The sequence below is a fragment of the Colwellia ponticola genome (assembly GCF_005885605.1).
Classification (GTDB): domain Bacteria; phylum Pseudomonadota; class Gammaproteobacteria; order Enterobacterales; family Alteromonadaceae; genus Colwellia; species Colwellia ponticola.
In genome coordinates this window covers 560,306-575,724 of the sequence record NZ_SZVP01000001.1, presented here as the reverse complement: position 1 = coordinate 575,724, position 15,419 = coordinate 560,306, and the positions used below count along the sequence as shown (strand labels likewise).

General features: G+C 38.9%; 14 protein-coding genes. All 14 read left to right on the top strand.

What is annotated here, in order from left to right:
• Positions 1-22 precede the first annotated feature (22 nt).
• On the top strand, positions 23-940 hold the full coding sequence (locus tag FCS21_RS02405) for an ExeA family protein (protein WP_138620367.1): 918 nt from the start codon (positions 23-25) through the stop codon (positions 938-940).
• A gap of 3 nt (positions 941-943) precedes the next feature.
• Positions 944-2,155 (top strand): tetratricopeptide repeat protein, encoded by a 1,212-nt coding sequence (locus FCS21_RS02400; RefSeq protein WP_138620366.1) that lies wholly within the window; start codon positions 944-946, stop codon positions 2,153-2,155.
• An 8-nt stretch (positions 2,156-2,163) separates the two neighbouring features.
• Complete coding sequence (locus FCS21_RS02395; protein ID WP_138620365.1) at positions 2,164-3,891, top strand: GspE/PulE family protein; 1,728 nt, start codon at positions 2,164-2,166, stop codon at positions 3,889-3,891.
• Between the two features lie 75 nt (positions 3,892-3,966).
• Positions 3,967-5,196 (top strand): type II secretion system F family protein, encoded by a 1,230-nt coding sequence (locus tag FCS21_RS02390; protein WP_138620364.1) that lies wholly within the window; start codon positions 3,967-3,969, stop codon positions 5,194-5,196.
• A 46-nt stretch (positions 5,197-5,242) separates the two neighbouring features.
• Entirely contained in the window at positions 5,243-5,770 is a 528-nt protein-coding gene (locus tag FCS21_RS02385; protein ID WP_138620363.1) for a hypothetical protein, read from the top strand.
• Between the two features lie 105 nt (positions 5,771-5,875).
• Entirely contained in the window at positions 5,876-6,508 is a 633-nt protein-coding gene (locus tag FCS21_RS02380) for a type II secretion system protein (protein ID WP_138620362.1), read from the top strand.
• A gap of 53 nt (positions 6,509-6,561) precedes the next feature.
• Positions 6,562-7,104: a type II secretion system protein gene (locus FCS21_RS17090; RefSeq protein ID WP_281279944.1), complete on the top strand. Its 543-nt coding sequence runs from the start codon at positions 6,562-6,564 to the stop codon at positions 7,102-7,104.
• A 195-nt stretch (positions 7,105-7,299) separates the two neighbouring features.
• Positions 7,300-7,794: a type II secretion system protein gene (locus FCS21_RS17085; protein ID WP_138620361.1), complete on the top strand. Its 495-nt coding sequence runs from the start codon at positions 7,300-7,302 to the stop codon at positions 7,792-7,794.
• Positions 7,794-8,297 (top strand): prepilin-type N-terminal cleavage/methylation domain-containing protein, encoded by a 504-nt coding sequence (locus FCS21_RS02365; RefSeq protein WP_138620360.1) that lies wholly within the window; start codon positions 7,794-7,796, stop codon positions 8,295-8,297. Before FCS21_RS17085 ends, FCS21_RS02365 begins: the two co-directional genes overlap by 1 nt.
• On the top strand, positions 8,287-8,874 hold the full coding sequence (locus tag FCS21_RS02360; RefSeq protein ID WP_138620359.1) for a type IV pilus modification PilV family protein: 588 nt from the start codon (positions 8,287-8,289) through the stop codon (positions 8,872-8,874). The genes FCS21_RS02365 and FCS21_RS02360 overlap by 11 nt, the downstream gene beginning before the upstream one ends.
• Positions 8,874-9,677: a PilW family protein gene (locus tag FCS21_RS02355; protein WP_138620358.1), complete on the top strand. Its 804-nt coding sequence runs from the start codon at positions 8,874-8,876 to the stop codon at positions 9,675-9,677. Before FCS21_RS02360 ends, FCS21_RS02355 begins: the two co-directional genes overlap by 1 nt.
• Positions 9,667-10,107 carry a PilX N-terminal domain-containing pilus assembly protein gene (locus FCS21_RS02350; RefSeq protein WP_138620357.1) on the top strand — a complete coding sequence of 147 codons (441 nt, stop codon included), beginning with the start codon at positions 9,667-9,669 and terminating at the stop codon, positions 10,105-10,107. The genes FCS21_RS02355 and FCS21_RS02350 overlap by 11 nt, the downstream gene beginning before the upstream one ends.
• 190 nt (positions 10,108-10,297) lie before the next feature.
• The gene (locus FCS21_RS02345; protein ID WP_138620356.1) at positions 10,298-10,894 is read left to right on the top strand and encodes a PEP-CTERM sorting domain-containing protein; all 597 of its coding nucleotides are present in this window, start codon (positions 10,298-10,300) and stop codon (positions 10,892-10,894) included.
• Positions 10,895-11,092: 198 nt separating this feature from the next.
• A complete protein-coding gene (locus FCS21_RS02340; protein ID WP_138620355.1) occupies positions 11,093-15,211 on the top strand; it encodes a LamG domain-containing protein in 4,119 nt (1,372 codons plus the stop codon).
• Positions 15,212-15,419: the final 208 nt, after the last annotated feature.

Genomic DNA, 15,419 nt, shown 5'->3' with positions numbered 1-15,419 from the left:
TAGTTTTACTGAGTATCATTTTATGTATTTATATCACTTTGGCTTAGGAGAGTTACCCTTTACCTTAACCCCTAATACAAGTTTTTATTTGCCAATGGCGATGCATGATGAAGCGTTAGCGGTACTTTCAACGGCGTTACAAACAGGCGAAGGCTTTATTAAAGTGGTTGGCGAAGTCGGCACAGGTAAAACATTACTGTGTCGTAAGCTATTAAATGAAATACCTAGCCACTTTGTCACGGCTTACATCCCAAACCCTTATTTAAACCCCGATGAATTAAGGCGTGCTGTTGCAGTAGAGCTGGGCGTTAAGCAAGCACAGCGTATGTCGGTGCAGTTACTTACCCAGCGTATTCAAACACGTTTATTAGAGCTACATAGTCAGGGGCACTCGGTAGTATTGATACTGGATGAAGCACAAGCACTACCTGAAGATAGCTTAGAGGCGTTAAGGTTGTTCACTAATTTAGAAACAGAAACGCGCAAGCTATTACAAGTCGTCTTGTTTGCGCAGCCAGAGCTTGACCAGCGTTTAGCAAAAACAGCGTTTAGGCAGTTAAGACAGCGCATAACCTTTGCCTATAAATTACGCGCCATGAATAGTCATGAAGTGCAGCAATATATTCACCATCGATTACAAGTGGCCGGCTATAAGGGCGCAGAGCTTTTTCCAAGCAGAATTTGCAAACGTATTACCCGTGTCAGTCAGGGAGTACCACGATTAGTAAATATTTTGTGCCACAAAATGTTAATGCTCGCTTACGGTCAAGGACATTACAAAATGACCGTTAATTTACTCAACGCTGCGGCGCAAGATACCGAGAGTATTACCACAAGCTCGCCAATCAACCGCGTCGCTTTAGTGACCTTTAGCGTGGTAAGCGCCTTGTCAGTTGCATATTATTTTCTTAGTGCTTTTTTAGTAGGTTTGGGTGAGTAAATAATGAGTGTCATTAATCAAATGTTAAAGGATTTAGAGCAACGCAGCCCTGGAACTAACAGTAATACTAGTCAAATTAATAATACGGCTTTGGCTCATTCACCGCTAAAAATAGCGTTAGTGACGGGGTTTTTTGTCTTAGCTGTATGCTTAATGAGCTTTTATATTTGGCAATTAATTACTGAGAATAACGCCTTAAAATCAGAGCAAATAGTGAGCCGTGCTAATGCAGCAGAAGCTAAAGTCACTAACGATTTGGTCACTAGCGCTATCGCCACTAAAACTGTCGCCACTAAAGACAGGGCAGCTACTGATTTAGCTATCAGCATTGCTAACGATGATAGTGCGCCAACAAGCGCCGAAGTGACAAAAAGCCAAGAGCGTATTTCTATCACTGAAACTGAGGCTAGTGTTGCAGCGATAACTCAACAAGCAAATAGTTCTGCCATAGCGAATGTGCCAGTGAATAATAACGTTAGTCGCGTTACACCAGTGAAAAAGGTGCCAGCGGAAAAAGTACCACATCTTGCCAACACGGATAGCCCTGTTAAGCAAAGTGTAAAGCCAAGTGTTCAAGAAGGTAATGACCTTGTTACACCAGTAAAATCGACGAAGAATCAAATGTCAGTGTCGCGTCGTCAACTTTCTGCCGATGAGCTAGCGGATCAAAAAATAGCACTGGCAGAAAAAGCTTTAACCGCCAAGCAAATAGAGAAAGCTGAACAGCTACTTGAAGACGCGATAATTATCAGGCCTAGTGATAGTCAAACGCGTAAGAAACTGGCTGCTTTATGGTTTGGTCGTCAAGCTTATCAAGATGCAGTTAATTTACTATCACAAGGTATTGCCTTAAATAACCAAGACAGCAGTTTGCGTATAATGCAAGCACGCATTTATTTAAAGCAAGGGCAGGTGACTTCGGCGCTAAATACGCTAAAGCCTTTAGCTCAGTTAAAAGATGAGCAATATCAAATAATGCTCGCCAATACCGCACAGCAAGCTCAGCAAAGTAGAGTGGCGGTTAATGCCTATAAAATGCTCATCACTATGCAGCCTAATATCGGTCGTTGGCATCTAGGCTTAGCGGTCTTGTACGACCAAAATAGTCAATTTACTTTAGCCAGTACGGCCTATAAAACAGCACTCACTAAAAATGATTTATCGGTTTCTTCAGAGCGTTTTGTTAATGACCGCATACAAGCAATAGGACAGTAGGACAGATTATGGCAGCTCCCAAATTAAACATGCGCTTAGGTGACTTGTTGGTTGATAAAGGCATTATTACCAATGATCAGTTAATGCAGGCGTTAACGAGTCAAAAGCAAACAGGTCGTAAACTAGGTGATACCTTAATTGAACTCAAGTACCTTTCTGAAAAGCATTTACTACAATTTTTGGCGCAGCAACTCAATGTGCCATTTATGGATATTTCTCAACATAAAATATCACCTAATGTTGCCAGTTTATTACCAGAAGTACATGCTAGACGGTTAAGAGCGTTAATTATTGAAGACCGAGGTGCCTCGGTATTGTTAGGCATGAGTGATCCCGCTGACTTAAGTGGTTTAGATCAACTCGAACGTATGCTATCACCCAAACGTATTGAACTGGCGGTAGTGATGGAATCGCAAATTTTTGATGCTTTTGACAGTTTATATCGCCGTACAGCTGAAATTGAATCTTTTGCCAGTCAGTTAGAAGAAGAATATGAAGAGTCGTCTAGTTTTGATTTAGCGACTAACTTTCTTGATGAAGGTGGTGATGCCACCGTAGGCAAATTACTACAATCTGTGTTTGAAGATGCAGTACAAATGCGCGCCTCAGATATTCATATTGAGCCAGAAGAGCATCAGCTGAGAATTCGCCAACGTATTGATGGTATTTTGCAAGAAAAAATACTTAAAGAAAATAAAATCGCCTCGGCCATGGTCTTACGTCTTAAGTTAATGGCCGGGCTTGATATATCAGAAAAACGTATCCCTCAAGATGGTCGTTTTCATTTAGATATTAGTGGTCACAGCATTGATGTGCGTATGTCTACTATGCCCGTTCAATATGGTGAGTCAGTGGTAATGCGTTTGTTAGATCAATCTGCTGGGTTATTATCATTAGAGCAAACCGGTATGCCGGCAGATATTGTTAAACGAGTGCGTTTACAAATTCATCGTCCACACGGTATGGTGCTCGTAACCGGCCCTACCGGTAGTGGTAAAACTACCACTTTATATGCGGCATTAAGTGAACTTAATGAAGCCAGTAAAAAAATTATTACCGTTGAAGACCCAGTTGAGTACCGTTTACCACGTATTAACCAAGTCCAAATTAACACTAAAATAGGTTTAACTTTTTCCAGTGTTTTACGTACCGCGCTTCGCCAAGATCCCGACATTATGATGGTGGGTGAAATGCGCGATCAAGAAACGGTAGAAATAGGGTTACGCGGCGCGATAACCGGTCACTTAGTGTTATCAACACTGCATACTAACGATGCTATTACTAGTGCATTACGATTAATTGATATGGGCGCGGCCGGATTTTTAGTGGGTAGCGCGTTGCGCGCAGTAGTCGCTCAACGATTGGTTCGACGAGTTTGTGATTCATGTGCTATTGAATATCAAGCAGATGAGCAAGAGCTGTTTTGGTTAACTAATTTAGCGGGTGAACGAGCAAAAACGACGACGTTCAAGCAAGGTAAAGGCTGTCAAACTTGTCAATATAGCGGTTACAAAGGGCGAATTGGTGTTTTTGAGCTGCTTGAAATGAATGAAGAAATGATGTCTGCTTTAAAAAGTAATGATAGTGAACTGTTTGCTCAGCTAGCCAAGAAAAACCCTAGTTTTACCCCCTTAGCTAAAGCAGCATTTGAATACGCAGCGCAGGGCACAACAACCGTAGAAGAAGTATTACGTTTGGTTGAAACCATTGATATTAGCTCTCCATTTGACAGCTAAATTCAACTAAGCCGCAGATGTTAATACATGAATTAACATACAGGTTAACGGATAAATTAAGGCAAAGAGAGTGTTATGGCAACATTTAACTACACTGGACGAAATGCTAGTGGCAGCCAAGTAAAAGACAGTATTGAAGCGGCGAATGTAAATAGCGCCGCAGAAAGGCTGTTTAAAATGGGTATTACCCCTACTGCTATTGTTGCTGAAAAACAAGCAAATACTAGTGGTGCAAGTATTGACGTGTTTGAGCTACTCAATAATGGCCGGGTGTCATTAGAAGAACTGATTATTTTTTGTCGACAAATGTACGCCTTAATGCGCTCAGGCGTACCTATTTTACGCGCCATTAACGGCATGGTTGAGTCTGCTAACTCTACGGCGCTTAAAAAAGCGTTAACAGATATAGGTAAACAACTGGAAGGCGGTTATACCTTTTCATCGGCATTAAATAATCACCCTAAAATTTTTGGTCACCTTTTTGTATCACTTATTCATGTGGGTGAGAATACCGGTCAACTTGATCAGTCTTTTTTGAAATTAACCAGTTACCTAGAACGAGAGTTAAGTACCCGTAAACGCATTAAAGCGGCTTTGCGTTACCCAAGCATGGTGCTTATTGCCATCACGGCAGCCGTCGTTATTTTAAATATTTTTGTTATTCCAACCTTTGCCGATATGTTCTCTCGTTTAGGTGCCGACTTGCCGCCTGCTACCCAGTTTATTATTGCCAGTTCAAATCTATTTATCAATTATTGGCACTTTATGCTATTAGTTGTTTTTATTATGGTGGTGATGATTAAACAGTCATTAAAAACAACAAAAGGTCGATATCAATGGGACCGACGTAAAATTAAGATACCGATTGTCGGTAGTATTATAGAGCGCTCGATATTAGCGCGTTTTTCTCATAGTTTTGCCATTGTGTTAAAAGCGGGCGTGCCTATGACCACAGGGTTAACATTAGTGGGTGAAGCCGTTGATAACAGTTACATGCAAGAGAAAATCTCTGCCATGCGCCAAGGTATTGAAAGTGGTGACAGTTTATTGCGTTCAGCTATTAGTAGTCGCTTATTTACGCCACTGGTACTGCAAATGATAGCGGTTGGTGAAGAAACCGGTCGTGTTGATGAGTTACTTGCTGAGGTGGGTGATTATTATGAAAGAGAAGTTGATTTTGATTTAGAAACCTTAACAGCCAGAATAGAACCGCTGTTATTAATTGTCGTCGCTGCTATGGTGCTAGTGTTAGCCTTGGGTATTTTTACGCCAATGTGGGACATGGCTTCAGCAATGCAAGGTTAGTGATAAACGCTAGCGTGAAAATTTATGCAAACAAAGGCGTTATTAAATGACCTCAAACAGTGAGAAAAAAGACAAGTCACTTGCTGAATTTGTGTTGATAATAGTGCTAGTAGGCATAATGATGGCTATTTTTATAAAGCTGTATAATAAAAATGAGTCACAATTTAGGCAAGCAGGTTTTGCTAGCATAGCGCAAACATTTACCACCAAGGTCAATGTTGTTCATGCACAATGGATGATGGACAATCAGCCTAGCACTGTTTATCTTGCGTCATTAAATAATGAAACAAAGCAATCGATAACGGTAAATGAGGCCGGTTGGATAGACGTTACAACAAGTGTATTGCCTTGCCAAGCAATCTGGCAGTTGGTAATGCAAGTTCCAATAACGGCAATGAAATTATCCATCAGTGCGATAGCGGTGCACACGGGTAAAGAGCCCCAGCGTAGTGAGTTCAGCGCAGAGCAGCTTGCGCTTAATAAAGGCTTATGTCGCTATGTGCTGGTTGATGGCAGTTACTTTCAATATAATCGCGTTAATGGCAAAGTAAGTAAATTGAGTAATACAGACTAAAGTTAAATTAAATAAGTGACTTAGTAAATAAATCACTGTTACAATTAAGTATATGTAATACAATTTTAATATACGTAATACAGTGTAAATTATAAAGAGGTTAATATGAATAATAGAGCCAGCGTGAAAAAAAATTCAGGTTTCACCTTGATTGAACTGGTGATTGTTGTCGTTATATTAGGTTTTTTAGCGGTAACCGCTATTCCTAAATTTATCGATTTAACCGAACAAGCAAAAAAAGCCAATATTGAAGGCATGGCGGGTGGTTTTGCAACCGCTATTTCATTAGCTAGATCAGAGTGGGAAGCAAGAGGACGACCACAAGTTAATAATTTCAATAGTGTTGACTATGATGGCACCACGCTAATATTAACAACAGAAAACACAAGTACTACCCCGAGTATCCGCCCAGGCTATGTTACCGGTTTAACTGATGGTGCGGGATTAGGTACAGGCTTTGATGCAGCTAACTGTGTGGAAATTTGGCAAAGTATATTACAGCAACCCCCGACAATAACAGGCTCATTAACTACGTTGAACACAGGTGATTCTATTCGCTATTTTGCTAGTGAATCAGGTGATGTGGCTAATTCGACATGTCATTATTATTTAAAAGAGAGTTTACCACGCGACACCAGTGGTAATTACACTGACCCAAGCTCGTCAACTAGCGTAGGTAATAGCTTTACTTACCAACCCGCTACTAGCGCAGTCACTGTTTATGTAAATACTAACTAATACTAACAACATAATTTAATACTATCCAAGTTTAAAAACAGAAGAGGTTTACTATGAAGAGTTTAGCTACACAAAAAATGAATAGTCAAAAAGGTTTTACCCTAATTGAATTAGTGGTTGTTATTGTTATTTTAGGTATTTTAGCGGTAACCGCTGCGCCAAAGTTTATTAATATACAAGACGATGCTCGTACAGCTACATTGCAAGCCGTTAAAGCTTCAATGCAGTCTGCGGCAACATTAGTACACAGTAAATCATTGATTGAAGGCAATGAAGCAGCGACTACTGCCACTGTAATGGTTAATGGTGTGGCTGAGCCTATTGCTCTAGGCTATCCTCGTTCAAATGATGCAGCAGCGGCAACATCATGGGGTAATTTGCTTGATTTAAATTCTACTGAATTTACAATTGTTTACGTGGATGATTCAATAGTAGTTCACCCTGTAGGTAAAACAGCTCCTGCTACTATTCCTACTTCACCATATGCTCCAACAGCTGAAGTAAACTGTTTTGCATTTTATACTGAAGCTTCAGCTACTACAGCTACACCACCTGTTTTAACCGAGCGTAACATTCAAGTCGTTTCTTGTTTATAGCTTTAAATATATTATAAATTAGAAGCAGTAAAAAAGGAGAGCTAAGCTCTCCTTTTTCATCTTTATAGCTTACTATCTTGTATAAGGTTAGGTTAAGGTGATTGAAGTTGGTCTAACTCATTAGCGTCTGTTTAAAAAATAATTTATTATAATATCTATGTTGCATCTATGTTGCACTTATAGCAGAGAAACACAATGAATAATAAAGGCTTTACCTTAATTGAATTAGTGGTGGTGATTGTTATTTTAGGCATCTTAGCGGTAACCGCAGCACCTAAATTTATCAATCTAAAAGCAGAGGCACAAACCTCAACCTTACATGGGGTAAAAGCTGGTATGCAAGGCGCTGCTGCGCTTGTTTATGCTAAGTCATTGGTTAAAGGAAATCATAAAGAACCATTTAGCCTTTCAAATACCGTTAACATTGGTGATGGTGGTGGTTTTACTGCAGATGGTGAATTATTTATAGCCTATGGTTACCCAATAGGAGATATAGAGGAGTTTGAGCGCTTGTTACCACTTGAATCACCCTATAAGTATCTTACTTTCAGCACTAGTATTACTACTTTAGTTGTTTACTTGAATGAAAACGAACCGCCAACGACTATTAATGATGCTTGTATTGCTGTCTACATTATACCGACAGGCGTTGGTCAAAGCCCAACTTTTAAAGTGAATGACTGTATTTAATGAACAGCACCGATAAATATAGTGGTAACTATCAAGCTCAATATGGCTTCACCTTAATTGAGTTAGTCGTTGTTATTATTCTAATCGCCATAATGTCGGTATCGGTGTTGCCAAAGTTTTTCAGTGCTAATGGCTTTGAAGAATATACTTATCGTGATGAAGTGATTACTACGTTAAGAGCCATTCAATTACGCTCAATGCAGCAAACCAATAACAATAACTGCCAATCGATTCAAGTCACTGCTACGATGATTGGTTTACTAAAGCCCAAACCATCATGTATTGATGGTGATTATATGGGTGATTCGACAACGGTTACTATTCAAAATAATCACAATGTTGTTTTTACTATTACTGATGGCTTATCAAGGTTTTCATTTTCGTCAATGGGCAGGCCGTTAGGCTGTAACTCTGTAGAGCCGTGTGAAATTACTTTGACGGTTTCAGGTGAGCAATCGTTAGCTATTGAAATAAATCGTGAGGGTTATATTCATGCGATTTAGCCGTTCAAGTTTTCGCATACAGCAACAAGGTTTTACCTTAATTGAAACGATAGTGGGTATTGTTGTATTAGCGATTTCTTTTTCTGTCTTAACGACCTTGATTTACCCTATATCACAGCAAAGTGCCGATCAGTTACATCAAGTAAAAGCGGCAGAGCTAGCACAGGCTATGCTTAATGAAATTCAAAACAAAGCCTTTGATCAAAAGTCAGATATGGCCGGTGGCTTATTAAGATGTGGTGAAGTTGCCGCGCCTGCTTGCTCTACCACCATGGGACCAGACACAGTTGATACTACAACAGAAACTAGAGCAACTTTTAATGATGTTGATGACTACCATGGCTTGGAGTATGGAGATAAATATGGCAAAGAAGAGGTAAAAAACTCACAAGGGCAAGAGATAGATTTATACCTTGGTTATGCCATGCGTATTAGTGTTTGTAATGATGCTAATTACAATGGCAGCTGTAGCGCTAATAACTCAGGTAATAACTCAACAGCAAAGTTAATTACCGTTATTATTACCACGCCTACTGATTTTTCAATAACGTTTGCTACCTATCGAGCGAATTTTTAATGAAGCCTTTAACGAAATCCTTAACAGGGCGAGCATCAAAGCTAAAAACCACAAAGAAAGCATCAGGCTTTACCTTAATTGAGCTAATCACCGTGATTGTTATAGTGGGTGTATTGGCAACAGCAATAAGTACCTTTATTAAGTTTGGCACACAAGCCTACACACAAACTACCGACAGAGATCAATTAGTATTATCGGCACGTTTTGCTATTGAACGTTTAAACAGCGAAGTAAGAAATGCCCTACCTAATAGTTTACGGCTAACAAATACCGGTCAATGTGTCGAGTTTACTCCTATTTTAGACAGTACCATATATACTAATATACCTGTTGCCCCTGAAAGTGCTTCGGCTACTATTAGTGTTATTCCATTTTCTCAAGCCTTTGACAATAATTGGCAAGCGATTGTTTATCCGCTTACCCCTGATGATGTTTATGGTAATACTAGTAGTAATGTTAAAAAACATGCAATTGACAGCATCAACATCACAGGCGAAGAATGGCTTATTACCTTAGAAAATAAGGTATTGTTTGCACAAGACTCTCCCACGCAAAGAATATATTTTATCAATGGCAGTGTTAAGTATTGTCTGCAAAATAATACCTTATTAAGAAGTGATTCATTAACCTCAAATGTTTATTTAATGGCGCAAGATATCTTTAATCCTACCGGTAAAGCACCCTTTGAAGTACTAGCGGCAACATTACAGCGTAATGCGATGGTGCAAATACACTTGCAATTTGAAAAAAATAATGAAAAAGTCAGCTTTAATAATGAGATACAGGTGCTAAATGTTCCGTAAATCATCACTAAACGTTAACAGGTTAACTCAGCAAAAGGGCAGTGCTCTAGTACTCGCTATTTTTATTATTGTGGTGATGACGTTATTAGGCACAGCGCTGGTTAGAATGATCAGTACAAATGCCGAAACCATCGTTTATGAAGTGATAGGTACTAGGGCTTATCAAGCGGCGCAAGCCGGCGCACAACGAAAGTTGCGTGAAATTTTTCCTCTTTCTTCAGCTAGTAGTACATGCCCAGTGGCTCCCTCAACATACTCTTTTGTTAATACTGAAGGACTAAAAGGTTGTGAAGCTACTGTAATTGTTGATTGTAAATTATATCAGACTGTGAATAATATCACTTATTATACGGTTATCAGCACTGGCAAGTGTTCTGTCGGAGAGGTGCTTACCTCCAGAACCATTGAAATTGATGCGAGAAGTTTATAGTAAGCATTTTGTTGGTTATTACGCTGTTGGCTGTTCAGTGTCTACTTTATTTACAGTAATAATAAATATTATGTCATTAAAATGATATTTTATTGAATTATATGGTTTATTTTCTTATGGCATATATTATGCTTTGTATTGACTATATATTTATAGTTATGATGTTATTTTTGTCTTTTCGGAGTTTTAAATGAATATTTTTGCAGTAAAAACAATGTTCTTTCTTTTTTTTCTTGCTTTAACATTAACGTGTCAAGCAACATTAATTACTAATTTGACCGAAACAGAGTTAGATGCTCGTGATTATAGTAAGGCAGAAGACCATCTTACTAATGATTTGCGAGGTGTTAATTACATTACTTATAAAGGATATGATTGGGCATGGGTTTCCCCTGTAAATGCAGAGTCTTTTGGCATGAACACTTTATACGGGCCTCAAGTACAAAAAAATTGGACGTTTGCCGATGATACTCTACTTAATATTCTAAAAACTGAGCTGACCTTAGCTGATTTTACTAATACTAATGGTGATTTTATTCAGTCAACACAGTTTTTTAACTCATTTTATAGTCATGTAGATGCTAATGATTTTGTTTCTGATTTTGTTAGCAGCGAATTTACTGAACCAGGTAGTTTTATGTCTAATCTTTTTTCTGGCCAAGAAACATTTTATGTGCGTGAGTTAGCGACTAACCCAGGAGTAAAACCTATCCCTGAGCCAGCAACACTGCTTATTTTTGTACTGGCTATTATTGCCTTAGCAAGTAATAAAAAAGTAGTTAAGTAATCGATTAATACTTTTAACATAACGCTATTAGCCTCGTTATTACGGGGCTTTTTATTGTCAAAATTTTGATTTTACTTTCTATTTCAACATGCTTTATATTGCATAGTTAATGGCTTAGCGTTACCTTTACCCTATTAAAATTTTTCTCTTTTTCACCAGTAGGTTGTGGCAAGTACAACTATACGAGGTTGTTTTACCATGCTTTCACGTTTTTTTCTGCTCTGTAATTTATTTTTTTTATTTCACGCAAATGCTTTTGCCGATCAATGCTTAGATGTGTTTTCTGCTGCTCAAGTCGCTAATACAAATTATTCACTTGTGCCACTTGTCACTAATGGCGACAAAAAAGTTGATGAAAAAAGTAATTACACTATGGAATTGTCTGCAGGACAAAATCACGATTATGACGATATTGAAGCTGATAATAATTTTACCTTAACGGTTACAGGTATTGGCACTGCTCGCTTACACTTACAAGGGGATTTAGATTTAGGAAATAATGCCAACATCAATGCTGATGGCGCACCGCAAGATTTGGTTATTTATATCGACGGTGATTTAGATATTGGCAACAATGCCACTATTAATGCCTTAATTTGGGTCAGTGGTGATATTAAGATAAACAAGAACGGTACGACAACGGGATCACTGAGTGCAAAAGGTGATATTGAGTTGGGTTCTCATACGGTTGTTTATGATAGAAACGCTGTCAGTAAAGCTGATTTTGCTGGTATGTGCGATAATACACCAGCAGCTAGAATTATCACGAGTTATCGTTTCGATGAACTTGAATATGCAGATACCCCGAACGAAATATTCGACAGTATTGGTGGTTTTCATGGCCAAGCCAAGAACAGCCAGCCGGTAGCGGGTAAAGTCTGTAATGCTATTGATCTTAGTGCCACAGGCATAACGGACTACGCGGTATTAAATGAAAATATATTAACAGGTAAAACCGATTTTAGTATTTCGTTATGGGCAAAAACGAGTAAAACCTCAAACCAGAGTTTTATCTCGGGCGCAGGAGCCAGTAATAACGAATTACTGATGTGGTTTACAAGTCAGACTAATTTCAGACCACATTTAAAGAATGTAGCCAATGGAAACATTAGTACTTCTTCAATTGCCGGTGATAACTGGCATCATATTGTTTGGACGCGCCAAGGCAATCAAAGCTGTTTGTTTGTAGATAAAATACTGCAAGGCTGTGTTACACAATCTACAGCATCTTTGAATATTCAAAGTCTAATTTTAGGTCAAGAACAAGACAATATTGGTGGTGGTTTTGTTTCTAGCCAAGCTTTTGATGGTTTAATCGATGAGCTTTTGGTCTTTGATGGAGCCGTTTCAGCTGCAGACATAAATACTATTTATACTAATCAAAATGCAGGCTTAGATTTTAATGGAGACCTAAGAAGTTGTCCTTCAAAACCTGTGCCTATATTAAATATGCGCTTTGATGAAAGCTCATGGTCTGGCGCAGCAGGTGAGATTATTGATACGGCAGGCAATTTTAATGCTCAAGCGAAAAATGGCGCTAATACCGCGCGTACTAATCCAGCGCGAATAGGTAATCCTGGCACCTGTGGGTATGGGTTTTTTGACGGTGTTGATGATTATGTAGAAATTGCTGACAATAATGCTTTAGATTTACCTAACGAATTAACTATTTCTACTTGGATTTATCCGCAAAGCATACCTTCCTCAGGTTTAATGGCTATTCTTTCTAAAGATGAAAATTATGAATTTCATGTAACACCCGCTGGAGAAATTAACTGGTGGTGGAGCACCAATCAATTCTCGACTAGTGGCGCCGCGATCAGGGCGAATAATTGGTATCATATCGCCATTACCTATAAAAATGGTCAGCAACGAATTTATGTCGACGGTGAAATTTTAGCGTCACAAGCTTATACTGGCCAGTTAGCGGTTAATAATGATGCTTTGCAAATTGGTCAAGATCAATTCTTTAGCGGTCGCTACTTTCATGGGGCAATAGATGAAGTACAGCTATACAATCAGGCGTTAACGAATGCACAAGTGAATGAACTTTACTTAGCCACTCATCCTTGTGATAGTTTTGTTGACCACTTTGAAATCAACATGCTGGATGGCCAAGGCCTAACGTGTGAGGCCGATATTATAAAATTACGTGTATGTAGTGATGCCTCTTGTAGTGTCTTAAATCCGGATGCTATCGACGCGGTGTTATCAGTAGCAGATAGTGGTGGTACTAGCTTAACTAAAAATGTCACCGTTGTTGGTGGTGAATTGGATGTGCAATACATTCATACCCAAGCTGGAGCGGTGTCATTAAGCTTAAATCAAGCCTTTGAATGTATAAATGGCTCGCCCACTTTATGTGATGTTACTTTTGCCGATACCGGTTTTAGGTTTTACGCGACAACCGAAGGCACCCCTATTCCTGAGCAGTTATCAGGTAAACCTTCTAATGTGGGTTTTTTAGCGAGCACTTTAAAGGTTCAAGCCATTGAAAAAAATGCCGACACCGGTGCTTGTCAAGCCGCTTTAATTGATACGCCCGCTATTGAAATGGCGGCAAGCTGTGTGGACCCAATTGCTTGTGCCGGTAACCAAGTAGTGATTAATAATTTAATCACTACTACTAATATACCTACGCTAAACAATGGCGCTGCGTTAACTTATAGCCCAGTTGCCTTAGACTTTGCTGATGATACCCAAAATAGTGCAGCGTTTGCGTTAACTTATGCTGATGCCGGTAAAATTCAATTACATGCCCGTTATAACATTCCAGATGACAATGGCGATCCTTCGGGTAACTATATGTTTGGCTCTTCAAATAACTTTGTTGTTCGCCCATTAGGCTTTTATCTTAATGTCGTTGATAACCCTAAGGCGCAAACGGCTACGCAAATAAATAGTGTTTTTAAAAAAGCCGGTAATGATTTTACTACCCATTTAACCGCTGTGCAGTGGCAAGCCGCTGATGATAGTAATAATGATGGTGTGCCTGATAGTGGTGCAAACTTAACTGATAATCCAGCAACCATTAATTTTGGTAATGAAGTTAGCCCTGAAAACGCAATTATTAATGACACTCTTTATTTACCTACAGGAGGTAAAGAGGGGGATTTAGTGAATGATAGCTTTACTCATTTTGTTAATGGTAGCGCCACTAATAACAACATGACTTATAGCGAAGTGGGTATAGTTAACTTTGCCGCTAATTTAACAGATAATCGTTATTTAGGGGCAGGTGATGTTACGGGCAGTGAGCCTTATGTTGGCCGCTTTATCCCCCATCATTTTGAATTAACCATTGCTTTAGATGGGGAATTGAAATCTGTCTGTGATATTACCGAGCCAAGTTCTGTGATGGATTTTGCCTATATTGGCCAACTGAGTAAGGCATCGTCTGCTAAAGGGGCTTTACAATACTTATTGAAACCAGAAGTTACTATTACCCCACAAACAAAATTCAACAGCCACACTGAAAATTACACCGGCGATTTTACTAAACTGTTACTTAGCGGCGTTAAGCGTTTTGAAATAGATGATGGTACTGGCACCTTAGTTTTGGCGCCAGTTGAAGATAGGGTAAAACTAGGCGCTGATGAAGTTAATAAAGTTAAACTTAAAGCTAACTTAGCTGATGGCAACTTAACAGAAGTTGCTGGCGTGTTGAGCTTTCAATACTCATCAGCAGATAATTTTATTTACACACATGAGCAAAACGCCGAAGTTACCCCTTTTACTTCAATTATTCATTTAAGTTTAGCGTCTGTGATTGATGAAGACGGCGTTATTGCTAATGATGCCGATGGGCTTGGCGATACTGGTATAGCAACAGATACTGTTATTACCTTAAAGCCCACAGGAAGACAGATACGCTTTGGGCGTGCTTATCTTGATAATAGTTTTGGCCCTGAAACATCAAGACTACCACAACCTTTTGCCGTGCAATATTTAAATACAGCAGGAAAGTTTGTTATCAATACTGAAGATACTTGTACTAATTTTAATACCGATAATATAACGCTTACTTCTGGTACTTTAGATGAAAGTTTTACCAGCGTCATCGCCGCTAATGGTCAATTTGATGATGAGCTACCAAAAGGCAAAACACGCGCTATGCTTTTAGAAATTACAGGTTCAGGTAATCAAGGCACTGTTAATGTGGAGTATGATATTTATTCTTGGTTAAAATACGATTGGAATTGGGACGGTGTTAGCGCAAAAGAATTTACCGACAATCCTAGCGCAATAGCCACTTTTGGTATGTACCGTGGTAATGATCGTATTATTTACCAGCGTGAGCGAGAAAGAAGTAATTAAGACCCCTTAAGAGAGAGTTAACGGCGCTATTATTTTAATTAACTCTTCTTAACTCAATGTAATTAACACCTGGTCGAGATAAGTACAAAAATTTTGTTTTTCTTTAGGGCTTTCTTTAAAAAAGCAACACATTAACTTAATACTAAGGTATGATTATCCGCTCTGTTATACGCATCTTAACAGCGTACACTCTATTAGCACTTCACAG

Excerpts from the sequence above, each read along its gene's own strand:
- FCS21_RS02405 (WP_138620367.1), top strand. The coding sequence starts at position 23 with ATGTATTTATATCACTTTGGCTTAGGAGAGTTACCCTTTACCTTAACC.
- FCS21_RS02400 (WP_138620366.1), top strand. The coding sequence starts at position 944 with ATGAGTGTCATTAATCAAATGTTAAAGGATTTAGAGCAACGCAGCCCT.
- FCS21_RS02395 (WP_138620365.1), top strand. The coding sequence starts at position 2,164 with ATGGCAGCTCCCAAATTAAACATGCGCTTAGGTGACTTGTTGGTTGAT.
- FCS21_RS02390 (WP_138620364.1), top strand. The coding sequence starts at position 3,967 with ATGGCAACATTTAACTACACTGGACGAAATGCTAGTGGCAGCCAAGTA.
- FCS21_RS02385 (WP_138620363.1), top strand. The coding sequence starts at position 5,243 with ATGACCTCAAACAGTGAGAAAAAAGACAAGTCACTTGCTGAATTTGTG.
- FCS21_RS02380 (WP_138620362.1), top strand. The coding sequence starts at position 5,876 with ATGAATAATAGAGCCAGCGTGAAAAAAAATTCAGGTTTCACCTTGATT.
- FCS21_RS17090 (WP_281279944.1), top strand. The coding sequence starts at position 6,562 with ATGAAGAGTTTAGCTACACAAAAAATGAATAGTCAAAAAGGTTTTACC.
- FCS21_RS17085 (WP_138620361.1), top strand. The coding sequence starts at position 7,300 with ATGAATAATAAAGGCTTTACCTTAATTGAATTAGTGGTGGTGATTGTT.
- FCS21_RS02365 (WP_138620360.1), top strand. The coding sequence starts at position 7,794 with ATGAACAGCACCGATAAATATAGTGGTAACTATCAAGCTCAATATGGC.
- FCS21_RS02360 (WP_138620359.1), top strand. The coding sequence starts at position 8,287 with ATGCGATTTAGCCGTTCAAGTTTTCGCATACAGCAACAAGGTTTTACC.
- FCS21_RS02355 (WP_138620358.1), top strand. The coding sequence starts at position 8,874 with ATGAAGCCTTTAACGAAATCCTTAACAGGGCGAGCATCAAAGCTAAAA.
- FCS21_RS02350 (WP_138620357.1), top strand. The coding sequence starts at position 9,667 with ATGTTCCGTAAATCATCACTAAACGTTAACAGGTTAACTCAGCAAAAG.
- FCS21_RS02345 (WP_138620356.1), top strand. The coding sequence starts at position 10,298 with ATGAATATTTTTGCAGTAAAAACAATGTTCTTTCTTTTTTTTCTTGCT.
- FCS21_RS02340 (WP_138620355.1), top strand. The coding sequence starts at position 11,093 with ATGCTTTCACGTTTTTTTCTGCTCTGTAATTTATTTTTTTTATTTCAC.